We start from the raw sequence: 23,282 nt of genomic DNA, 5'->3' as shown, positions 1-23,282 counted from the left end.
GGTCCTCCTCGGATCACAGCGGTCCCGCCTCGGCCAGTTGCGCACCGGTATCGACCGGCACAGCGGGGGGCGGAGGCTGCGCACTTTCAGGTGGCGCGGCGGCGACATCGTCTTCCGGTGCGACATCGTCTTCCGGTGCGACACCGCCTTCCGGTTGGACGTTTTCGCCCTCGGCGGGTGCCGGATAGTCCTGCGGGTGGTGTTCACCATCCTCGGACCTCCGTCCGGCGGGCATACCCGGCGCACCGGACGGTTGACCGGAATTCTGTTGGTCTCCGGTGTTCGAATCATCGGTCCCCGAGCCCTGCTCGCCTTCGGGTGTTTCGGCGACGATGGCCGGCTTTCCGTCGGGCCCGATCTCTACCCTGTACTGCTGCGGTTGTCCGTCCTCGCCGGTCACCACCAGTTGAAGCCTGCCATCGGGCCCGAGTTCGAGCTTGTACTCTTTCCCGTCCAGCTCGATCCCGGAATCCCTACCGGGTTCTTCACCCGGGCCGGCCGGATCGCCTTCGGCAGATTCGTCGGGTTGCCCGTCGCCATCTTTGTCTTCGTCCGGCTGCCCGTCTCCGTCGAGGTCTGTTTCCTGTTCGGCTTCCGCGCGCAGTTGCTCCAGAGCCCCCGAGACCTGCTCGGTCGCGGAGCTCACCAGCTCACTCAACCCGGTGGCGAGCTGAGTCCCGAGGCCCGATGAGGCGAGCTGTGTACCCAGATCCGTCAACGCCGACAACGGATTGTCCTCGTCATCGGCGTTCTCGGGATCCTCGGTCTCGGTTCCGGGGACGTCGGTGGTGCTCGGCGTACCGGTACCCGTCGGCGTACCGGACGGTGATCCGGACGGCGCCTGGGTCGTCGGAGTATCGCCGCCGGGTGTGCTCGGAGTCGGCGCAATACCCTGCGGACACGGGTACGGCGTCTCCGACAATGTGCCCAGGAGGTCGATGAGCGAGCCGTATTGCGTCTTCACCCCGTCGTTCACCTCCGTGCAGGTACGAACGAACTCGGTCACCTTTGTCTCGTAGTGGCTCTTGAATTTGTTCAGCCAGTCGCGGCAGTGATCTTCGATATCTTCTGTCCCGGCCCAAGGAGTGGAATAGGGGAGATATTCCCCCGGACCGGGAAGATCCGGAAATATATTCTGAATACGTCCCAGCAGATGACCATCGGAACTCGTACTCCACCCGATACCTTGCGCAGCCGAGATAATGGAATCGACGTCTTCCGGAGACTTCTTGTCGTAAGTGATCTGGTAGATGTCCTCCAAGATTCCCTGTACCAACTCCGCTTTACCTTTGACGGCCTTGCGGAGGGCGTCGGGGGCCATGTCGAACTGCTCGTGGATCTTTCGCACCGCGTCGATATCACCCGACGACAACGACAGCTGTGTCGCGATCATGTCGGCTGCGTTGGCCGCACCCTGGCCCGACCATATCGATGGTAGGTTCTGCGCATATTGATTCAGAACGTTGTGCTGAACATCCACATTGTTCAATACATCGGCCAGAGCATCCGCAAAGTCGCGAAATCTTTGCTCATCCAGCCCGTTCTGCGCATAGAAAAGGGTGTGCAGATCTTTATATCCGAGAATGTTCGCGGGGGGATTCGAAACCCACCGGAGATAGCGGGGTTCGAACTTTTCGAAATAACGCAGAGACTTCGAACCTTCGTCGAGAAGCTGGGAAACAGTCCAGCTCTCGCCGATCGGCGGATACCCGACGCACTCTTCGATTTCCGCCATCGGAGTCAGCTCGCCGCCTTCTGGGTCCCGTCGGAGTTCTCCTTGTCCACAGTGGACATGGAGACGACATCCTGCCCGATGGCATCACCGGTCAGCTCCGTGGCCTCGGCCCAATCGTTCAGCCACGACTCCACTTCCCGGAGGCCGGCCTCGATCTTCGCGCCCTCGCTCTCATAGGCAGCGCCGACGTGCGCCTTCCCTATGATGTTGTCGGCCACTTTCGTGGCCTGGCTCTTGATAACCCCCGCGCTGGTGCAGAAATCGGCACCCATCTTCTCCAATGCGTCGGGCTGCATCCCGACCGGTTGATCGCCCGTACTCATGCGCCGATTCCCCTCCGCCCCCGAGCGGGACCTCCCCGCTTCGGCCGAGCTGTGCTGTCACTGATTCCGACGCGCCCGTCGTCCGATTGGTTCCGTCACGCGCGATTCGGCACCCGGATACGGGGCTACCCCCCGGGGGAACTCTCCTGATGTAGGCATAGATCCTCCTGAGCTCCACTGGCCGATTACGAACGATTCCCGTCCATCTTTCCATCGTCGACGGTACAGCGCAGCCCCGTTCCCGGATGGGGACGGGGCTGCTGATGAGTATGGGGCGCAGAGGGTTACACCGTTGCCGCGCCGAGCCCGGTGACCGGCGATGTCAGCGTTTCGGCATGAATATCCACAGCGCCAGATAAATGAGGAACTGGGGGCCGGGCAGCACACAGGACACCACGAACAGCAGCCGGACGAGTCCGGAGCTCCAGCCGAAGTATTCGGCGATACCGCCGCAGACTCCGCCGATCCACTTATCGGCGGTGGAGCGGGTGAAACGGCGTGCGGGGGCGGTCATGGCGGTCCTTTCGATCGCGGTTGCTACACCGTCCACTATCCGCACCGCTACCGGCCGCTCGCATCGGTAGCGCTACCGACCCACACCCTGATTTCCGGGGTCCGCGGCTCAGGGTGGATCCCTGAGCCGCGGATCGGTTCAGACCGCCGCGACCAGTTTCGCGAGATCGTCGGCGAGCTGCTGGGCTCGGTCGTGATCGGTGGCTTCCACCATCACCCGGACCAGTTGTTCGGTTCCACTGGGCCGCAGCAGGATTCGCCCGGTGTCACCGAGCAGGGCCTCCGCGGCGCGGACCGCGTCGAGGACTCCCGGGTCGGCGGTGACGGCGGCCTTGTCCGAGACAGGGACGTTCACCAGGACCTGCGGCACCTTCTCGATCACTCCGGACAGCTCGGCCAGCGGCTTTCCGGTCCGCGCCATCCGAGCCATCAACTGCAGACCGGTGAGGATACCGTCGCCGGTGGTGCCGTGGCGTGGGAAGACGACGTGCCCGGACTGCTCACCCCCGAGCGTGTAACCACCGGTACGTAACTCTTCCAGTACATACCGGTCGCCGACGCCGGTGGTGCGCACGGTGATTCCGGCGGCGCGCATCGCCAGATGGAGTCCCAGATTGCTCATGACCGTCGCAACGAGGGTGTCGTCCACCAGGGCCCCGGATTCCCGCATACCGATGGCCAGGATCGCCATGATCGCGTCACCGTCCACGACATCACCCGCCGCGTCCACTGCCAGACAGCGATCGGCATCGCCGTCGTGGGCCAGGCCCAGGTCGGCCCCGTGCTCCCGGACAGCCTGTTGTACCTGCTCGATATGGGTCGACCCACATCCGGCGTTGATATTGAGCCCGTCGGGGTCGGCGTTGATCGCGATGACCCGGGCACCGGCCGCGCGGTAGGCGGCGGGCCCGACCTCGGACGCGGCACCGTGCGCACAGTCCACGACGACCGTCAGCCCGCTCAGATCCTGACCGGTGACCTCCACCAGATGCTCGATATAGCGCTCATGGGTATTGCCCACACTGAACTGTCCGAGCAGATCCGAACCGGGCCGGGGCGTTCCGGCGGCACCGAGCACCCGGCCGATCGCTGACCCGGTCGGACGATCGAACCCACCGGCGGCAACCCGCGCCTCGATACGTTCCTCGACGGCGTCCTCGAGCTTGTGCCCGCCCGCCGCGAAGATCTTGATTCCGTTGTCCGGCATCGGATTGTGCGAGGCGGAGATCATCACACCCAGACTCGCGTCGTACAGACCGGTCAGGTAGGCGACGGCCGGAGTCGGCAGCACGCCGACCGGTAACACATCCATTCCCGCGGCGGCCAGACCCGCGGTCACCGCGGCTTCCAGCATCTCCCCGCTGGCGCGCGGATCCCGCCCGAGCACCGCGACCTTGCGGTGACCGGAGCCAACGTCCCCGCCCAGTACCTGCGCCGCCGCCCCGGCGACCCGTAACGCCAGCTCCGGGCTCAACGAATCGTTGGCGAGCCCGCGTACGCCGTCGGTGCCGAACAGATGTCCCATACCTTGCCCCTCGTCAGTGAATCCACAGCGCGCGACGATCCCTGCCGAGACTGTTCCCGGAACAGCCGCCGACGAACACCGCGGTAGATATAGCACGAGAGCAGGCGACCGGCCGGGCCGGTCGCCTGCTCTCGGAACCGACACCGGCACGTCCACCCGCACGCGGCGGGCGGACAGCCGACATCGGTGATATCAGCGCTTCGAGTACTGCGGCGCTTTACGTGCCTTCTTGAGGCCGTACTTCTTGCGCTCGGTGGCACGCGGGTCACGAGTGAGGAACCCGGCACGCTTGAGCGCGGGACGATCGTCCGCGTTGACCACGGTCAGCGCCCGGGCGATGGCCAGGCGCAGCGCGCCGGCCTGACCCGAGGGGCCACCGCCGTGCAGGCGGGCGAACACATCGAAGGATTCGACACGCTCGACGGTGACCAGCGGCGACTTCACCAGCTGCTGGTGCACCTTGTTGGGGAAGTAGTCCTCGATCGAACGGCCGTTGAGCACGAAGTTGCCGGTACCCGGCACCAGGCGCACGCGAACCACGGCTTCCTTACGGCGGCCGACGGTCTGTACCGGGCGGTCCAGCGGGACCGCGTACTCGACGAACTCGGCCTCGTCGTCGTAGACGACGCCTTCGTCCAGCACCTCGGCCGCGGCGTCCTCGACGACCGCTTCGTCGTATTCGGTGAATTCCTCGGGAGCGGTCACTGGGCCACCTGCTTGATCTCGAACGGAACGGGCTGCTGAGCGGTGTGCGGATGGCTCGGGCCCGCGTACACCTTCAGCTTGCCGGCGATCGCGTTGCCGAGTTTGTTCTTGGGGATCATGCCCTTGACGGCCTTCTCCACCAGCCGGTCGGGGCGGGTTTCCAACACCTGGCCGACAGTGCGGGACTTCAGGCCACCGGGGTGCCCGGAGTGGTGATGGATGAGCTTGTCCTGCCGCTTGTTGCCGCTGATGGCAACCTTGTCGGCATTGATGATGATGACGAAATCGCCACCATCCATATGCGGTGCGTAGGTCGGCTTGTGCTTACCGCGCAGCAGATTCGCTGCTTGAACGGCAAGACGGCCGAGCACTACGTCAGTGGCGTCGATGACGTACCACTGCCGGGTGACGTCACCCGCCTTCGGGCTGTACGTAGGCACAGTGCTTCCCTGTCTGTCGTCGATGCTGCCGGCCCGATGTGTGGTCGAGGGACTCCCGGCGGCCGGTTGAGACCCAGGCCTCGGCGTTCCACACACCAGCCGGTCACGATACCAGCCGGGTATCGACATCCGGAAACCGCCCGGACGCTGCTCAGATATCGATCGGTGGGCCCGGGTCGGCGATACCCGGCAGCCCGGGCACCAGGTACCGGAGGGTGTCGATACCGGGCTCCGCGCATTCGGCCCGGTCCTGTTTCTCGGTGGACCCGGGCTCCGGAGCCACTCCTCGCACCGAATCTCCCGGCCCCGGGGCGGTGGGGACACGGGCGTAGAGCGGGCGGTCGGGATCACCCGGCCCGTCGTCGCCGGTGGCCGACCGGCCGTGCGGTTCGATGGCCGCCCGCGGCATCGGCACACACCCGGCGGTCACGGTCGATACCGTCGCGGTCGATATCGAGGAGCCGGGAGCAGCCCACCCGGCGAGCGCGATCCCGGTTTCCGGGTAAGCCGGCGCGGTGCCCGCTCCCTGCGCGCCCCAAGCGGTGGCGGCGAGCGCGGCCACCCCGATGACGGCGTGCGCGCCGAACAGGTTGTCCTTCATCTTGTTCCAGAGCTTGCCCTTGCCCCGGTCGCCGTCCGGCTCGGCACCGGCCCGCGAGTCACCGGCAGCCGGTCCGTTGCGGCCGGGGTCCGGCCGGCCGGACCCCGGCGGTACCGCCGACTGGTTACCGGTCGCCGGATCCGGCGGCCGGGTGAACCGGCTCGGGGGTCCCGTTATGGGCGGCGGCAGCTCGCCACGCTCGACCTTCACCGTGGGGTCCTGATCCGGCGGACCGTAGGGAGAGGGCCCCGGTGGGCCCGGCGGCGCGATATTCGATACCGGCGGGTGAGGTCCCGGCGCGGGTCGATACGAGCCCGGCGGGTTCGGTCCCGGAGCAGGGCCGTTCGGCCCGGGGCCGCTCGCCGGCCGCCCGGGAACCGCGTAGTTCGCCGCGGAGGCGCCGGGGTCCGGCTGCGGCATCGGCGCGTTCGGGCCGGGCTGCGGATAATGGGCCGGACCGTCGTCCTCGTCTTCCTCCTCGTTCTCGCTGATCAGCAGATGGGTGGCGCCGAGAACCAGTGCGTGCATGGGATGTTCGGCCTTCTTCAGCCGCTGCCCCAGATGGTTACGGAACGCGAACCGCAGGGTTTCGTTGAACACCACTTGCCCGGCCAGCAGCACCGTCGAATTATCCGCGCCGATCGACCGCGCGGCAGCCATCACTTCGATCACGGTGTCGTCGGCGACCCGGGGGTCGCGGGTCGATTCGGGATCGATCGGCACGTACACCGATTCGGTGGGGCGTTCGTCATCCCCGTGCACGGCCACGACGAGCACGTTGGCGCGGCCGTCCACGACGTGCCCGTCGAAATGGACCGCGGTGGCCCCGACTCCCTCGGGCAAGGCGGGATCGGGCGGCCGGACCAGACCGAGCGCACGAACATACCCGGACAGTGCGATGGACTCCGGAATCGGCTCGACCTCGACGTCGAGTTGTTCGACCAGCTGGGCGTACGCGTCGATCTTCTCGTCCGGCCAGTCGTCCGGATAGGGCAGCGCGACCACATCCGGTTTACCCCGCAGATAGGTCCCCACCGCCGCCAGCGGGTTGTAGAGCCGCGCCCGGAACACCAGCTCGGCCGGCCAGGTGGCCCCCGCTATCACGATCTGTGGATGCCCGAGGATTTCCCGCACATCCGGGATCGCCATCCCGAGATCGGGCCGCTGGCGGTCCGCACCGGCGGTGTAGAGCCGGCCGGAGGCGTCGGCCAGCAGATAGGCGGGGGGGTTGTAGCTTCCCTCGACCTGCACGGGGCGGATGGGGACGCCGGATCCGCCCGCGGCCACGGACACCACATCCCACCCGAGATGTACCGCCCCTACTCGCACCATCACAGGCATCAGTGTGCCTGGTGTGTGGTCGTCGCGCTCGCCGCCCCCACCCACCGGGGGGACGGGTACTGGATCGGGCCGGTCAGTGGTCTCATCTCGCGGACTTCTTCAGCCGCAGACGGGTCCAGGTGATGAGCCCGAGCACCACTGTGATGGCCACCACCAGGCCGATATCCAGGAACCACGCACTGCGCGTGTGTTCCCAGAACCCGTCCTGTTGAGATTGGACGAACAGTGAGCGGATATCCACCGTCGAAGCCGCGGCGGCGTAACCCCAGCGCGACGGGAACAGCCACGAGACCTGTTCCAGCACCACACGGTCGGTCACCGGGATCAGGCCCCCGGCCATCACCAACAGTCCCATGATCGCCACCACCAGCAGCGGCATCACCTGTTCACTGGATTTGGCCAGACTGGACAGCAACAGCCCGAACACCACGCAGGCGACGGCCGTGGCGGCGATATCCAGATAGAGTTCCGCGCCACCGATCGCCAGTACCGACCCTTCCTCCGGCCGTTTCTTGCCCAGCAGCACGAACCCGATCATCACGCCCGACTGCAGCAGCGCGGCCACGCTGAAGACGACGATCTTCGCCGTCAGGTACGCCCCGGAGCGCAGTCCGACCGCGCGTTCCCGCAGGAAAATGGTCCGCTCCCCGACCAGATCCCGGACGGTGAGGGTGGACCCCATGAAGCAGGCGCCGAGGATCAGTACCACCAGCAACTGCTGTGGTTCGGAACTGCCGACGCGGATGAAGGACCCGTCGTCGGTCTGGGTCAGCGGCGGTGGTGAGAACCCGTACTGTCCCGGTACCACCAGCGACAATCCACCGAGCACGAACGGCAGCAGCACCAGGAAGGAGAGGTAGCCGCGGTCGGCCAGGATCAATCGCAATTGCCGCCGGGCCAGGGTGGAGAACTGTTTCCAGGCGCCGGATTGCGGAGGCGACCCGCCGCCACTCTGCCGTGCGGCGGGTGGCGGTGCCGGCGGCAGCGCCGCCTGCCGGGATCGGTAGTGCGCGAACGCGGCGTCCGGGTTGGCAGCCACATCGGCGAAGATCTTGGCCCAATCGCTGGTGCCCAGCGCGGCTTCCACACCCGCGGGGTGGCCCGCGTAGGCGGTTTTCCCTCCGGGCGCCAGCAATACCACCTGATCGCACATGTCCAAGCAGGCCACGGAGTGGGTGACCACGATGACCACGCGACCGGCGTCGGCCAGTTCCCGCAGCATCATCATGACCTGCCGGTCCAATGCCGGGTCCAGGCCGGATGTCGGTTCGTCCAGGATCAGCAGGGCGGGGCCGGTGAGCAGTTCCAGTGCCACCGACGCGCGTTTGCGCTGGCCTCCCGAGAGCCGGTCGACCCTGGTATCGGCATGTTCGGTGAGTGAGAGTTCGCGCAGGACACCGTCGATGACCTGCTGCCGGTCCGCTCTGGAGGAGTCCGGCGGCAACCGGAGTTCCGCGGCGAAACCCAAAGCCTGCCGGACGGTGAGCTGACGATGCAGTACATCGTCCTGCGGGACCATGCCGATCCGGGAACGCAGCGCTTCGTATTCGGCGTGCAGATCACGACCTTCGAAGCTGACCGCGCCGCCGGAGGGCTGCGTACTGCCCGCGATCAGCCTCGACAACGTGGACTTACCGGCGCCGGAGGGTCCGATCAACGCGGTCAGCGTGCCGCGCGCGGCCTGCATGTTCACATCGACGAGCAGCTGTTTGTTGCCCTCGACGGTGAATCCGACTCCGTGGACGGTCAGCCCCTGTTCGGCGACCGGCCGTTGCCGATGTACCAGGGTGCCCTGCTGCACCTCGAAGTCGATGTTGCCGATGGTGATGATGTCGCGTTCGCGCAGTGCGGTGCGCTGCTGCCGGACGCCGTTGACGAATGTTCCGTTGGCCGAACCCAGGTCCTCGAGGGCGAGGCCGTCGGCACCGGCGACCAGGCGGGCGTGCTTACGCGAGGCCAGCGGATCGTTGACGACGATCTGATTGTCCGAGGTGCGCCCGATCGCCAGACCTCCCGGCGGGATCCGGTCGGCACGGGCGATCGGCCCTTCGGTGGCGCGATGGCGCACCGGCGGTACGGCCGCCACGCTCGCCTTGGCGGTCATGTTCACATTGACGGGCTGCGGCGGTACCACCGGCGGCTGGACACCGGTCGCCGCCTGCGGCGGCTGGACACCGTGCGCCACCTGCGGCGGCTGGACACCGTGCGCCACCTGCGGCGGCTGGGGGGGCCGACCACCGTGCGACGGCTGCTGCGGCGGCGCCGGACGTTGCGCGGGTAGTGGCCGGCCGGGCGTGGGTCCGCGCCGGCCGTGCCGCGGCACCTGCGGTTGCGCACCGGATTGCGGCCGCGGCGGCGCCGCGGGTCGTTGCAACGGCTGCGACTGGGGTGTCCGCGCCTGCGCCTGCGGGCGTTGCGGCTGCTGAGGGACTCCGGCGGGAACGAGCCAGAGCAGTGGACCGCTGATCGCGTCACCGAGCCGGACCTGGGTGGGCCGGTCGATCGGGACGGGCCCGCCGACTCGGCGCGCATCGACGAACACCCCGTTGGTACTGCCGTTGTCGGTGAGTACCCAAGCCCCCGACTGCCAGGCCAGTATCGCGTGTACCCGTGATACGAGCGGACTGTCGACGAACAGCGTCACCTCGGGCGCCCGGCCCAGCGTGATCTGCTGATTCGAATCGAAGACTCGTTCGGTTCCATCATGGCGCACGGTGATGGTGCGCACCCCCGGTGCAGACATGCAGCGGATACTATTCCATTACCCGGGCGTCGGAGGTGCCCTCGAGCGGGGGCGACAGCTCCGCTCCGGAGGCGACGTTCAGCACTCGAACCGGCCGAAATGGGGGAGAATCCATGCCGAAACTCACGACCTCTGCTGTCGTCGTCTCGGCGCTGTGCGCACTACTGCTGGTGACCGGATGTACCCGGTTCGTGGACGGCCACGCGGTATCGATCTACGACAATCCCTTCCAGGTCGCCGGCTTGCCGACCACGAGCGGTCCCAGCGGTCCACGGGAGAACGCACCCACCTCCGATCTGGTCGCCGAGCACGGCGACGGTGGCGATGTCGATACGCTGGCGCTGAACGCCGTCACAGACGTCCAGGCCTACTGGGAGGACCACTACGACGCCGAGTTCGAAGGCGAGTTCGAACCGGTGGACAAACTGATCTCCTGGAGTGCCCGGGATTCGCGACGCGATTCGGTGGAGTTCTGCACCGAATCGACCTACCGCATGGTGAACGCGGCCTACTGCCGGCTGGACAACTCCATCGGCTGGGACCGGGCGCTGCTACTGCCCACCATGACCGAGACCTTCGGGCAGATGTCGGTGGTGATGGTGATCGCCCACGAGTACGGGCACGCGATCCAGAACAACGCGAAAATCGTCGACCGCGACGATCCGGTAATCGTGAAGGAACAGCAGGCCGACTGTTTCGCCGGTGCGTACATGCGCTGGGTGGCCGAAGGGAAATCGGATTACTTCACCATCAACACCTCCGACGGCCTGAACTCGGTACTGGCCGCCACGGTGGCGATCCGGGATTCCGATCCCGACGATCCCGAGAGTGTGCACGGTTCGGCCTTCGAACGGGTCTCGGCCGTCCAGATCGGTTTCACCGACGGCGCCAAGGGCTGCAAGGGCATCGATATGGACGAGATCGAGCAGCGCCGCGGTGATCTGCCGCAAAGTTTCGAGGGGGCGTCCGGAGAGTTCGAGATCACCGAGAAGAGCCTGGTCGAATTGAGCGAGGCCCTGTCGGTGATCCTGCCGACCTCGAAGGAACCGATCTACCGCTACGACGGAGCGGAAATAGAGTGCAGCGACGCGGTTGCCACCGAACCCGTCACCTATTGTCCGGCGAGCAATACCATCGCCACCAATATCGACGGGCTCGCCGAGCGCGGAACTGCCACCGACGATGCGGAAGTCCCGCTGCCGGTGAAGGTCACCGGCGATTTCAACGGGTACGTGGTGTTCATCTCGCGCTATACCTTGGCCGTACAGCAGAGCCGAGACCAGGATCTGGTGGGCGCGAAGACCGGACTGCGGGCCGCCTGCCTGTCCGGGGTGGCCACCGGGAAGCTGGCGGAAACCGGTCGCGCGCAGGGTGATATCACGCTGGCGGCCGGCGACCTGGACGAAGCGGTCTCGGGTCTGCTGGCCGACGGCCTGGCGGCCAGTGATGTCGAGGGAAAAACGGTACCGAGCGGATTCTCACGGGTGGACGCGTTCCGCGCCGGGGTTCTCGGCGGTGAGGACACCTGTAGCGCCCGGTACGAATGAACGGCCCGGTACGAATGAACACAGGCGCGCCGCTTCACAAGCCGAACGGCGGCGGCGCGGCCGATTCGTACCGCAGCATCCGGTGACCGATCAGGATCTCGGTCCCCGGGATCAGTACCACGGGCCGGCGCGGCGGGATACGGACCCAGTCGCGGTAGCCCATGGCCCGGGTGCGAGTGCCGTTGGTGGAGCCCCGATCGACCAGCGTCACATCCCAGTTCACCAGCCGCAATTCCGCGTGTGCGCGTGACATCCCGCCGGAATTGTCCACCACCTGCAGCGGGGTGAGCCCGCCCCGGGCGGGCTCGGAGTTCTCCGGGTCGCGGCCGAGTACGGAATCACCCTCCAGTAGATAGGTCGCGCCGTCGTCGAGGACCAGGATGCCCAGCGGTGGCCGGACCACTTCGATCAGCGGTTGGGTCTGGTCCACCGGCATCCCGCAGACACTGCAGAAGGCCGCCCGCGGATCGGTGGGATGAGCCCGCGCGCATTTGAATCCCATGACCTTGATGGTGAGCGCGTTGCCCTTGGCGGTCGCTTCGGTCCGGCGGCGCAGCTCCGGGTCCAACGGCGGGGTACCGCGCTCCACCGGACCGTGTGCCGCGTACGGCAGATCCCGGCGCGGAGTGGGATGTGCGGGAGAACGCCGGGGCGGCTCGGAATCGCCTTTCCGAGAGCCCGGCGTGCCCTCCGGTCCGGTATCGCCGCGTGCCGGCTGCCGTCCGCTCATCGCGGTCTGCGCCCGGTGTGGATCGGTATCGCCGCCGCCCCGCGACCCGTCGGTGGGTGCGGGGTCATCCACGGTGCCTCGCTCGGAGAGTTCGACCGTATCCAGCAGCGGAGTCGATATCGCCGTGGCCACAGCATCCGGGTCCGGAGGCGGTACCGGCTGCCGGTCCGGCGAATCCCGGGGCGGCCGGACAGTATCCGCGGTCTGTCCCGGTTCGGGGGCCGCCGCCCGGATCATCCGGCTCCCGGTCCAGGTGTCCGACGATGTCGCGGTCGCGTCCGGACCGGCGGGTGTCCAGACGATCACCCCGGCGGCCTCGGCGATCCCGTCCACCAGTCGGCCGATACCGCGCGTCGCCGGCAGTACGGGCCGGAATTCCCCGTCCGCGTCGACGGAGGTGTCGTCGACGAACAGCGCGACCGCGCGAGCCGGTGCCACCGCCGTACGGTCGACGGTGAACATCGCGTCCCGGCCGTGGAAGTACTCGCTGTCCATACCGTCGAGCACCGCGGTGACAGCGCCGTGCAGGAAGATCGCGACACGGCCGGGGCCCGCGGCGGAGAGAATACCGAAATCCGTCGAGCTTCCCGGGCCGGTCCGGTCCCCCTGCGTCATGAGCCACCTGGTCGCTTCCCGGGCTATCAACGCCCCGGGGCCTTCGGGCCGCCGCACAGCGGCCTCGCGTACCAGCTCGGCCAGAGCCACCAGCGCTCGCATCACGGGTGTGTCCTCGGTGGGACGGCCTGCGCCGCGATGGGCGACCAGAACCACAGCACTCGCGACCCGGGCCGCCGCGTGCGGGCCGGTGACGACCTCGACCTGCTGATCCCGCACCGGATCAGCCTCCGTCGGAGTCGCGCTGCGGATCGCCTGCCACCGCTCCAGGGTATGGCACAGAGTCCCGGTGCCCTTCCCCGATATCGCCCTCGGTCGGGTAACTTCGACACCGCAGTTTCGATCGGAACGAGGGGCCGGCCCATGGTTCGGATATCGCGTGTCAGCACCGTCACCGCGGTCATCGCTGTCGTAGCGGCCGCGCTGTCCGGATGCGGTTCGCTGGCGGGGACGGCGGTCCCGGGGGAAATCGACGTACGTTCCCTGGCAGTCGGCGATTTCCCGGTCGACAAGTTCAGCTATCCGAGCGACGGCGACGACGACGGGCCGATGCTGGAGGGTATCCGCATGTCGGAGGCTGTAGTAACCAGCAACCAGGTCGACCCCGCGCTGAAATTCGGCCGGGGTTCCAAAGTGCTCGCCGATCCGGCGGCCGCGATCGGCTTCCTGGCCAATGTGTCCGAGCCGGTGCTGAAGAACCGCAAGATGGTGGTCGGTTACGCGGCCAGCGGGGCCGACCTCGACGATCCGGAGGGCCAGACCAGCCCGGAGTCCGGCGCCACCGCGATCACTGTGGTGGCATTGCGTTTCCCCGACACCGCGGCCGCCACCGCGGCGGCCGAGGAACTGGAGGACGCCGATATCGGTGTCTCCCCCGATAACCGGCGGCTGCGATCGGAGAAATATCCCGATGCGCTGGTGCACTGGCGGCCCGGTGTCGCCAGTGTCGGCGCGTTCCTGGCCCAGGACGAATTCGTGATCTCGCTGTTCGTCCAGCGGCCGAAGGCCGACAGTAAAGATCTGGTGTCCTGGGTGGACAAGACGCTCGCCGCCCAGCTCGCTCAGCTCGGCCGGTTCCGGCCCACTCCCACCGCTGATATCGCGGATCTCCCGGTCGATCCGGAGAACATGCTGTCCCGGGTGGTGGTCGCCGATCGGGCGGGGCAGGTTCCCGATCCCGACAGGTTCGCCGTCTACGGGCGGAACTATCTGATCGATTCGGCCGACGACCAGCCCGCCCGCGCCCGCCTGCTCGACGAATCGGGTTTCGAGAGCACCGCGTATGCCGATGGCAGTTCGGTGGCCCGTGTGCGCGATCCGGCCGGTGCGCCGATTCTGGTGGACGGTCTCGTCGAATCGACGGGCGAGGCCTACGAGCCGTATCCCGCCGTGGCGGGTGTTCCCGGTGCGAAATGCCTGCGGCTCAACGCGCAAGGCGATCCGCAGCACCAGTACCGGTTCCGGTGCTTCGTCCCGTACAAGCGGTATGTGGGTGTCGTGTCCAGCGATAACGAATCCGAGGTCGAGCAGAAGACCGCGGCCCAGTACGCGTTACTCGCCAACAGTCTCTGATCCCGCCCCGGCCGAGCGGTGGCCGGACGGAATTCGTTGTGGCGCGGACACTCTCGCCGCTCGGCGCGTCGTGCCGATTTTGCGCCAAGGGCAGGCTAGCCTTACCGTGTGCTGCGTCTGATCACGGACCCTTGCCACGGCCGCGCGAACGCACTGATTGCGCACCGTCTCCGCACTCCGGTACTCCGAACCACGCTTCCGAGAAAGGAAACTTTGGTGAAAAGCGTTCTCTCCGAACGTAAGACGTTTCACCCACCTAGTATCGAAGATATCGAGCACCGTGAGTTACCCGAAACCGCCGGACGGGCGGTGCGCGAACTGGCCGCTGAGATCGCGTTCACACTGGATCCCACGCCGGGCGATACCACGCGCACCCTCGCCGATCCCGCGCTGATCGAGCTGATCAGCGCTCGCTCCGCTGAACTTCCGGCGGAGGTCCACCGGGCGGTGCGCCCGCCGGCCACCCCGGCGGGGGCATGCGTGCTCCGGCGGCTGCCGCTGCGCGACGACGAGATCGGCCCCACCCCGCCGGATTGGCAGACCGCGACCGCGTGGACCGCCGAGCCGGATCGGCCGACCTGCTCGTTCGAGCTGGATATCGCCATGCTGCTGCTCGCCGCGGCAGCCGGTGAGCCATTCTGCTGGGCCGGCCAGCAGGACGGGCGCCTGGTCAACAACATCGTGCCGGCCGCCGGACACGAACTCGAGCAGTCCGGTGCCAGCAGTACCGTCCTGCTCAGCCCACATACCGAAGACGCTTTCCATCCGCAGCGAGCGAACCTGCTGTTGCTGGGCTGCCTGCGCAACCCCGATCGCGTCGGCACCACAATCTCCTCGGTGCGCCGAGTGGAACTGACAGCCGCGGAACAGGACACGCTGCGCGCACCCACGCTACCGATCCTGCCGGACGTCTCCTACGGGTCCGGATTCGACCGCGATACCGCCGTCTCCGTGCCCACGCTGTGGTGCGAGCCCGGATACGAAGGCGTATCCGAGGCGCTCACCACACGATTCGATCCCGCCTACACACCGCTCGACGACGCCGGTCCCGACTACCGCGCGGCGTACCTGCGGCTGGAGCACGAACTCGAACGAGTCTGTGTACTGGCCTGTCTCGAACCCGGCGAGCTGCTCCTCGTCGACAACGATGTCGCAGTTCACGGCCGGGTTCCGTTCGCCGCGCGCTACGACGGCACCGACCGCTGGCTCAAACGGGTGAACATACGGCTTCCCGAACGCCCTCGCCGCGCAGCCGAATCCGGGGAGAATGGATACGGTCAGCAGATCATCGCGCCCTTCGCGCCGCTACCGGCGCAACGGGCGCGAGCAGAGCGGAACGGTGCAGTAGATGATCGAGGATCCGTTGAGCACACGTGACCGAGCGACCCCCCTGCGAGTCCTGAGCCGCGGCGATCTCGCCGATGTGCCAGTGGCCCCGGCCGAGGTGGTCCGCGCGGTGGAGGAAGCGTATATCGCCCTGGCAGCAGGCGATTCCGACAACCCACGCAAGCTCAGTGTCGCCAATCCGGACGGCTGGTCGGTCGCCTACGCGATGTTGGGCCGCGACGGCCGGCGGCGAGTGGTCGCGATGAAGACGTCGTACAAATTCGACCCTGGGCACGATCGCACCACCAAGCGCTACTACACGACCATCACGCTCTACGACGACACCACGGGTGCGCCCATCGCCATGATGGACTGCTCCCGGGTGGGCGCGTTGCGGACGCCGGCGGTCTCGGCGCTGCTGGTACGTGAAACGCTGCGTCGAGATGCGGATACCGTGCTGCTCGTCGGCACCGGCACTCAGGGTCGCAACGCACTGCCGCATCTGCTGGCCGCCAATCCGCAACTGCGCAAACTGATGCTGTACGGCACTCATCCCGAGGGTATCGAGTCGGTACACCGGCAACTCGCCGATTACGCACCACACGCGCTGCTGGAGAACGTCGACGATCCGTATGCCGCGGCACGGACGGCGGATGTGGTCCTCGCGACCGCCGGCCCGGGTACCGAGGTGGCTATCGAATCCGAGCATCTGAAATCGGGTTCGGTGGTGGTGCTGGTGGGTTATGGACTCGCCCCCTCCACCCTGCGCGACGCCGATCGCGTCGTTGCCACCAGCGCCGAGCAGATGACACTGACCGGGACCGATATGGCCGACGACAACGGTGAACTGCGCCGGGTGGACGCGGAACTACCGCAGATCCTGAGTCGGCGCGCCGTGGGCCGGCGGCGGGCGGAGGAAAAGATCTTCGTCTACAACAGCGGGCTGGTGCTCACCGATGTCGCGGTGGCCCACGCGCTGGCCGAACGCGCGATCGCCGAGGGCCGCGGCACGGAGGTAGCGTTATGGGATTGACCGGAGCCGATGCCCCCGCCGGGGCCGACCCCAGCCCCTCCCGCCTATCCGAGGGGACCGTGGCCGCCCCGGTGCCCGCTCATCGCGACCACTGGGAACAACAGGTCCTCACCGATCCGCAACTGCTCGGCGATATCGCCTTCGCGGTCGGGGGCCCTTTCCATCTGATGTATCCGGCCCGGGTTGTCGACAATATCCGCGCCTTCCAGCGGGTTTTCACCGAATCCCGCATCTCCGGCACTGTCTGTTACGGCAAGAAGGCCAACAAGGCTGCCTGCGTGGCGCGGGCCTGTGCCACCGCCGGGGCGGGTATCGACGTATCGAGCACCGGCGAACTCACCGCTGCGCTGAGCCAGGGAATTCGCGGAGCGGACCTACTGGTCACCGGGCCCGAGAAATCCGACGATCTGCACTGGCTGGCCGCCCGGCACGGATGCCTGATCACGGTGGACAGTATCGGCGAGCTGAAACGCCTGGCTGCACTGGATATTCCGACGAGCGTGCTGCTCCGGGTGCTGCCCGCCGCATCGGCCAGTCGATTCGGAATGTCGACCGAGGAACTGGATCACGCAGTTTCCGAAGCTACTGATCACTCGTCGATCTCACTACAGGGCTTCAGCTTTCATCTCTCCGGCTACGACCCGCTACTCCGCGCCGATATGGCCGGGCAACTCATCGACCGCTGCCGTGCCGCGCGATCGATGGGTCATCCGGCCACCATGATTTCCATCGGCGGCGGTTTCGGTATCGACTATGTTCCCGCCGCCGATTGGTCGGCATTCCAGCAGCAAGTAACCCGCCGCTGGTTCCACTCCGGCAAAGCATTCGAGTCGTACTATCCGTATTCCTTCCCCGAGCCCGGACCGGCCATGCTGGCCGCGATTCTCGAACGTGACGATCTCGCCGGTCGCCTCCGCCGCACGGATACGACGCTGGCGGTCGAACCGGGGCGCGCCCTGCTGGACCGCGCGGGCAGCACGGTTTTCCGGGTACAGGGCGGAAAGACCCGCCACGAACACGGGCAGCCCTACCGGATTCTGACCGTGGACGGCTCCAGCCTGAGCCTCTCCGAACAATGGTTCGACAGCGAATACCTCCCCGATCCGGTGCTCTGGCCGGACGGGCCGGGAACCCCGACGGCAACGGTCGTCGGTGCCGCCACCTGCCTCGAATCGGACATGCTGAGCTGGCGCCGGATTCCGCTGCCCCGCGCAGCCGAAACCGGCGATCTGCTGATCTACCCGAATACCGCCGGATATCAGATGGATTCCAACGAATCGCCCTTTCACGAATTGCCCCTTCCACCGAAAGTGGTGCTCTCCGAAGCGCCGGGTGGCCGGTATCGCTGGGCCCTCGATCAATCCTTTCAGTGAGACCGTCAGTCCAGGTCTCATCGCACCGCCCGCAATCGACGCCCAGGAGATCCGCCATGTCCCTCGTCACCCGTGTCACGGACCTGATCGGCCGCACCCCTCTCTTCGAATTGGCCGCGACCCCGTCCGGTACTCGATTACTTCTCAAGCTCGAACAGTTCAACCCGACCGGCGCCGCCAAGATCCGGATGGCGCGAGAAATGGTTCTCGACGCGGAGCGTCGGGGTTTGCTGCGCGATGACGGACATATCATCGAATCCACATCCGGAAATACCGGGCTCGGTCTCGCGGTGGTCGCCGCCGAACGCGGCTATCGTTTCACCGCGGTGGTCGACCATCACGCGAGTAAGGACAAACTGCGGGCGATGCGGGCAATGGGCGCGGAGCTGGTTTTCGTCGCCGCCGACGGCGACGACGAGCTGGCGACCTCGGCGCGGGAGGATCACGCGGCCGCGATGGCGGCCGCGCTTCCCGACGCGTTCTTCACCGAACAACACAACAACGACGCCAATGCCGTGGGCTATTACGCGGTTGCCGAGGAAATACTGGCCGAAGTGGATCGCGTCGATATTCTGCTTTCCGCGGTCGGCACCGGTGGTTCCCTGTTCGGCACCGCGACCCGGTTGCGGCAACTGGGCTGTGTACCGCGGGTGATCGGGGTCGAACCGGTCGGTTCGATCGCCTTCGGCGGGCCGGGTGGACCGTACTGGCAGTCCGGCACCGGCACCCCGCCGGGCGCCACCATCGGGACCGCCGTGGACTACGACCTGCTCGACGAGGGAGTCAAGGTGACGGATCGGGCCGCGTTCGCCACCTGCCGCGCGATATCGCATCGGCTGGGCCTGATGCTCGGCGGTTCCGCGGGTGGTTCGGTCCATGCCGCACTGACCCGGCTCGAGGAGTTCCCGGCCGGGTCCACCATCGTCACCATCGTCTGCGACGGCGGCGAGAAATATCTCGACACCGTCTTCGATGACGACTGGATGGCCGCCCGGGAACTGCTCGATTCCGAGACCGAACGCGATGTGCACGCCATGCTGGCGCGCTACGCACCCGCGGGTAGGGGAAGCCGGCCGGTGGGGGCGGCCGTTTTGAACGATGCCGTTACCGGGAATACCCCCGCCGTCCGCGTCACCCGATCGGACGATCACGAACACAGGGAGGAATCGGACACTATGGTGCGGGCCCGGTGATCGGCACACCTCTCTCGCGATATCGTCCAGACGGCCGGCGGCTGGCCGCCCTGGCCACCCCCATCGCGCTGACCCAGCTAGCGCAGGTCGCCGTATCCACCACCAATATCGCCCTGATGGGCGGCCTCGGCGTACGCGCGGTCGCCGCGGGCGGCCTCGCCTTGGTGCTGTTCAACCAGATCCGCACCATGTGCGTCGGACTGATCACCGGTAGCGGTAACCAGATCGCCGCCGCGGTGGGCGCCGCCGGGAAACGCGGCGACGATCCCGACCCCGAGATCCGCGATGTGGTGCGGTCGAGCTTCCTGATCGCCACCGTCGCCGGCCTGCTCGGCGGCGCGATACTGATCGGCCTGGGCTGGTCGCTGCAATGGCTCGGCCAGGACGCCGGTGTCCTGGCCGATGCCCGGCCGCTGATGGTGGCGCTGGCCCCGGGCCTGTTGCCCTGCCTGTGGTTCCAGGTGCTGCGCCAGTACACCGTGGGGATGCAGCGGCCGCAGGCGCTGCTCGCGGTCACCTTGGGTTCGATCGCGGTCAATCTCGTGCTCGCCATGGCCCTGATCCACGGCTGGGCCGGGCTGCCCGCGCTCGGGTTGACCGGTGTGGGGGCGGCGACCTCGCTGGTGTTCCTGCTGATGTTCGCCGTGTTCTGGACGATGGTGCGTCGCGATCCGGAACTGGGCCCTACTCTGCCGGTCTGTCCGTGGCCGGTGCGGATGGCGACCGTTCGCGGCGAACTGCGGCTGGGTACACCCATCGCCCTGACCTACGGTTCCGAGGCCGGGATGTTCTCGGTGCTCGCACTGGTCATGGGTGCGTTCGGACCGGCGGCACTGGCCGCCCACAATGTTGTGTACCAGGTGATCTACATCGTGTTCCAGATTGCCATCGGTATCTCACACGGCGCTTCGATCCTGGTCAGCCACAGTGTCGCCCGGGACGAGACCGCGCACGCGCGGGGCCTGGCCTGGCTGGCACTTCAGTTCGCCGGGGTGGTTGCGCTGGTCACCGGTCTGGCTTACGCCTTCGTCCCCGACCTGGTGCTGCGCCCGTTCCTCGATCCCACCGATGCCGCGACCCTGGAGGTTGCGCGGGCGCTACTGCTGATCGGTATCGTGCTGCAGTTCTTCGACGCGGCCCAGAACATCGGCACCGGACTGCTGCGCGGATTGCAGGCCACCAACGCGGGTTTCCGGCTGTCGGTGGTCGGCTACTGGATCGTCGGGCTGCCGACGGCACTGGTGCTGGCCTATCCGGCAGGCATGGGTGCGGCCGGAGTCTGGTGGGGGCTGACCGCGGGCCTGGCCGCCACCGCCGCCCTCATGCTGCGCAAATACTTCAGCCTGTTGGACGAGCAGGACGCGGTGCTCGCGCCCCGCCAGCGGGAGGCCGTAAGTTAGGATTGCCTTTCCAAAGTTTCAGCGGAAGGAGAGGCGCGGTGCGGATCGTCGTCCTGTTCGGTTCGGAAATGGGCACAGCGGAGAAAGTTGCCGAGGCAGTAGCCGAGGAGCTGAACGAACACCAGATCACCGTCTTCGATATGAGCGAGTTCGATATCACCGAACTCGACCCGGAGATCTTCCATATCATCGTGTGCTCCACCTACGGCGAGGGCGATCTGCCCACCGGCGCCGAACCGTTCTTCGAAGCGCTGGAGGCACATCGACCGGACCTGACGGCCCTACGTTTCGCGGTGTTCGGGCTGGGCGATTCGGTGTACGACAACACCTTCAATCGCGGCGGCGAGATCGCCGCCGCGAAGCTCACCGCACTCGGTGGCGTTCAGCTCGGCGACCACGCCCGCCACGACGCGTCCACCGAAATCAAGCCCGCCGCGATGGGCCGCGAATGGTCCAGAACCCTCCCCCTCGAGTCCATCACCCTGGCCCCCGCCTGACGGCTGCGCACATCGTGAGCCGTCGAGGACGGCCACCGCCCACCACCCCTTTCCCGGCATCTCACCGATTCCGGTCGGTATCAGCGCGTTCCGTTGCAGGTCGCGGTCGGTACTTCCCCCGCGCGTGTCCGCGCCGACCTCTAGACTGGTGCGTGGTACGGCATACCCCCGCGGTACCACGTCGATCCAGGAGGGGACGATATGGCAGCCGGACTCAGCCCTGCGGAAAATCCCGCAACCGACCATCCCGAGCTGGAAGCGCTGCCGCAGTGGCCGCAGGAGACGATCGCGGTTCTGGTCACCACAGATCCCGCGCCGCATGCCATTCCGGTGTCGTGGCCGGTGCGTGCCGGTGACCGGCGGATCCTGCTCAGTCTGAAGTTCGATCGCGGTTCACTGGCTCGGCTGCGGGAGCGGCCGCAGGTCGCCCTGCTCATTCTGGGTGGCGGCGATGTGGCGCTGTGCGCGCGCGGCGCGGCCAAGGTCATCGCCGAGGAGATGCCGGGCGCCGACGACTATGTCGCGGTCCGTCTCGATGTGGATGTCATCGACGACCACCGGCAGTCGGCTTTCGTGGTCGCTCAGGGTATTCAGCGCACCGTGCTCGACGACAGCGAACTGCGCGCCCTGGAGCATCGGGTGGCGACGCTGAAGTCCTGGGCGGAGAACGAAGAGAAGTTCTGAGTCCGGCTGCCCGGCATTCGACCCGTCCGGCGCAGCGGCGCCTCATCTGTTTTCGCCGGGCGTCCGGCGCTCTCGGTCGTCGGGCGTGTTCGGCGCTTCGGGAAGGTGAACATGAGTGTCTCACTGGCCAAGGGCGGCAATGTCTCGCTGTCCGAACAAGCCCCCAATCTGACCGAGATCGCTGTCGGACTCGGCTGGGATGTGCGCACCTCGGTGGGTGCCGACTACGACCTCGATGCCAGCGCCCTGGCGACCGGTCCGAGCTCGAAGGTCCTGTCGGATCAGCATTTCGTCTTCTACAACAATCTCCGGTCACCGGAGGGCAGCATCGAGCACACCGGTGCCGAATTGGCCCGCTACGACCTGTCCGAGGATGCTTCTTCCGAAACCGCCATGGTGTTCGGCGAGCTGTATCACCGTCTGACCGGGCGACGGTCGGCGAGAGTGACCTGCGTCTCACTCGCTTGATCTAAACAAAAGTTCAGGTTCTAGCGTCTTCTGGGTAACCACCAGAACGGGAGAATCATGACAGTCGCAGTAATCGGTTTGGGTGAAATGGGATCCGCACTGGCTACGGCCATTCTGGATGCCGGTCACCAGGTCGTGGTGTGGAACAGGTCGGCGGAAAAAGCGGAGCCGCTGGTAGCCAAGGGGGCCCGGGCGGCCGCGTCCCCGGAGTCGGCTGTGAGCGAGGCCCAGTTATTGATCGTCAATGTCCAGGGCGCGGCGGTGGCAGCGGAACTGTTGCAGTCGGTGGGCACGAAGTTGGCGGGCCGAACCGTGGTCAATCTGACCGACGGCCCGTCCGATCAAGCGACGGCGGCGGCTGAACTGGTGACCGCACACGGTGCGGATTATCTGCACGGGCAGATCATGACCATCGCGCCCGCGATCGGCTCGCCGGACGCGGTGATCTTCTTCGGCGGACCTCGGCGGGTGTTCGATCGTCACGAAGCGGAGTTGCGGGCTCTCGGCGGGCGTGCAACTCATGTGTCGACCGATCCGAGTGTGCCCTTGGTGTACGGAATGGCTTTCCACGGCATCATGTGGGGTCTGTTGAACGGATTCCTCCATGCCGCGGCACTTCTCCGCAATGCCGGAATCTCGATCGAGAGTTACAGCGAACAGGCGGAACCGTCCCTCGCCGCGCTGCCGTCCTTGTTCCCGATGTTCGGCGCCGAGATCGATCGCGCCGAGTACGCCACCCCGTTCGGTGCGCTCAAACATCACCTGCCCTCCATCGACGACCTGATCGCCGAGAGCCGGGCCCGGGGAGTCGACGACACGCTGCCGTCATACACCAGGCAGATGGTCGCGGATGCGCTGTCGGCCGGCCACGGCGACGACAGCTATTCCCGACTGATCGAGCACTTCGACCGCGGATAG

At 66.9% G+C, this 23,282-nt stretch carries 20 protein-coding genes; 11 read left to right on the top strand and 9 right to left on the bottom strand.

Translation table 11 applies throughout. From position 1 onward, the window contains the following. Nucleotides 1-13 precede the first annotated feature (13 nt). The 8 genes from OG405_RS00700 to OG405_RS00665 all read right to left on the bottom strand — a co-directional run bounded on the left by OG405_RS00700 (nt 14) and on the right by OG405_RS00665 (nt 9,926). Entirely contained in the window at nt 14-1,735 is a 1,722-nt protein-coding gene (locus OG405_RS00700; protein ID WP_327149703.1) for a hypothetical protein, read from the bottom strand. Between the two features lie 5 nt (nt 1,736-1,740). Beyond that, nucleotides 1,741-2,058, bottom strand: a complete 318-nt coding sequence (locus tag OG405_RS00695; protein ID WP_327149702.1) for a hypothetical protein — start codon at nt 2,056-2,058, stop codon at nt 1,741-1,743. 322 nt (nt 2,059-2,380) lie between these two features. Then, nucleotides 2,381-2,572: a PspC domain-containing protein gene (locus OG405_RS00690; protein WP_030522246.1), complete on the bottom strand. Its 192-nt coding sequence runs from the start codon at nt 2,570-2,572 to the stop codon at nt 2,381-2,383. 138 nt (nt 2,573-2,710) lie between these two features. After that, the gene (gene glmM / locus OG405_RS00685; protein WP_327149701.1) at nt 2,711-4,096 is read right to left on the bottom strand and encodes a phosphoglucosamine mutase; all 1,386 of its coding nucleotides are present in this window, start codon (nt 4,094-4,096) and stop codon (nt 2,711-2,713) included. A 192-nt stretch (nt 4,097-4,288) separates the two neighbouring features. Next, nucleotides 4,289-4,801 (bottom strand): 30S ribosomal protein S9, encoded by a 513-nt coding sequence (gene rpsI / locus OG405_RS00680; protein ID WP_442790637.1) that lies wholly within the window; start codon nt 4,799-4,801, stop codon nt 4,289-4,291. Beyond that, a complete protein-coding gene (gene rplM / locus OG405_RS00675; protein ID WP_327149700.1) occupies nt 4,798-5,241 on the bottom strand; it encodes a 50S ribosomal protein L13 in 444 nt (147 codons plus the stop codon). The genes rpsI and rplM overlap by 4 nt, the downstream gene beginning before the upstream one ends. A 151-nt stretch (nt 5,242-5,392) precedes the next feature. Next, nucleotides 5,393-7,174 (bottom strand): hypothetical protein, encoded by a 1,782-nt coding sequence (locus OG405_RS00670; protein ID WP_327152584.1) that lies wholly within the window; start codon nt 7,172-7,174, stop codon nt 5,393-5,395. A 91-nt stretch (nt 7,175-7,265) separates the two neighbouring features. After that, on the bottom strand, nt 7,266-9,926 hold the full coding sequence (locus OG405_RS00665) for an FHA domain-containing protein (RefSeq protein WP_327149699.1): 2,661 nt from the start codon (nt 9,924-9,926) through the stop codon (nt 7,266-7,268). Between the two features lie 113 nt (nt 9,927-10,039). On the opposite strand from OG405_RS00665, the gene OG405_RS00660 reads away from it, so the two are divergent. Further along, on the top strand, nt 10,040-11,473 hold the full coding sequence (locus tag OG405_RS00660) for a metallopeptidase (protein WP_327149698.1): 1,434 nt from the start codon (nt 10,040-10,042) through the stop codon (nt 11,471-11,473). A gap of 34 nt (nt 11,474-11,507) precedes the next feature. Here the strand turns inward: OG405_RS00660 and OG405_RS00655 are convergent, their stop codons facing one another. After that, the gene (locus tag OG405_RS00655) at nt 11,508-13,037 is read right to left on the bottom strand and encodes an FHA domain-containing protein (protein ID WP_327149697.1); all 1,530 of its coding nucleotides are present in this window, start codon (nt 13,035-13,037) and stop codon (nt 11,508-11,510) included. Nucleotides 13,038-13,181: 144 nt separating this feature from the next. Between OG405_RS00655 and OG405_RS00650 the strand changes: the two genes are divergently transcribed. From OG405_RS00650 to OG405_RS00605, 10 genes are all read left to right on the top strand, one after another. Beyond that, entirely contained in the window at nt 13,182-14,390 is a 1,209-nt protein-coding gene (locus tag OG405_RS00650) for a DUF7373 family lipoprotein (protein ID WP_327149696.1), read from the top strand. Between the two features lie 216 nt (nt 14,391-14,606). Then, a complete protein-coding gene (locus OG405_RS00645; protein WP_327149695.1) occupies nt 14,607-15,767 on the top strand; it encodes a TauD/TfdA family dioxygenase in 1,161 nt (386 codons plus the stop codon). After that, nucleotides 15,739-16,749, top strand: coding sequence for an ornithine cyclodeaminase family protein (locus OG405_RS00640; RefSeq protein WP_327149694.1), 1,011 nt, complete (start codon nt 15,739-15,741; stop codon nt 16,747-16,749). The genes OG405_RS00645 and OG405_RS00640 overlap by 29 nt, the downstream gene beginning before the upstream one ends. Beyond that, nucleotides 16,740-18,122, top strand: coding sequence for an alanine racemase (locus OG405_RS00635; RefSeq protein ID WP_327149693.1), 1,383 nt, complete (start codon nt 16,740-16,742; stop codon nt 18,120-18,122). The genes OG405_RS00640 and OG405_RS00635 overlap by 10 nt, the downstream gene beginning before the upstream one ends. A 56-nt stretch (nt 18,123-18,178) precedes the next feature. Next, complete coding sequence (locus tag OG405_RS00630) at nt 18,179-19,315, top strand: PLP-dependent cysteine synthase family protein (protein ID WP_327149692.1); 1,137 nt, start codon at nt 18,179-18,181, stop codon at nt 19,313-19,315. After that, nucleotides 19,312-20,715, top strand: coding sequence for an MATE family efflux transporter (locus OG405_RS00625; RefSeq protein WP_327149691.1), 1,404 nt, complete (start codon nt 19,312-19,314; stop codon nt 20,713-20,715). The genes OG405_RS00630 and OG405_RS00625 overlap by 4 nt, the downstream gene beginning before the upstream one ends. A gap of 38 nt (nt 20,716-20,753) precedes the next feature. Further along, entirely contained in the window at nt 20,754-21,212 is a 459-nt protein-coding gene (locus tag OG405_RS00620; RefSeq protein ID WP_327149690.1) for a flavodoxin domain-containing protein, read from the top strand. A 201-nt stretch (nt 21,213-21,413) separates the two neighbouring features. Beyond that, complete coding sequence (locus OG405_RS00615) at nt 21,414-21,896, top strand: hypothetical protein (RefSeq protein WP_327149689.1); 483 nt, start codon at nt 21,414-21,416, stop codon at nt 21,894-21,896. A 111-nt stretch (nt 21,897-22,007) separates the two neighbouring features. Beyond that, a complete protein-coding gene (locus OG405_RS00610) occupies nt 22,008-22,364 on the top strand; it encodes a TerD family protein (RefSeq protein ID WP_442790636.1) in 357 nt (118 codons plus the stop codon). 57 nt (nt 22,365-22,421) lie between these two features. Continuing rightward, entirely contained in the window at nt 22,422-23,282 is an 861-nt protein-coding gene (locus OG405_RS00605; RefSeq protein ID WP_327149688.1) for an NAD(P)-dependent oxidoreductase, read from the top strand.

This window comes from Nocardia sp. NBC_01329 (assembly GCF_035956715.1).
In the GTDB taxonomy this organism is placed as follows: Bacteria; Actinomycetota; Actinomycetes; order Mycobacteriales; family Mycobacteriaceae; genus Nocardia.
This window is presented reverse-complemented; position numbering and strand designations above follow the sequence as displayed.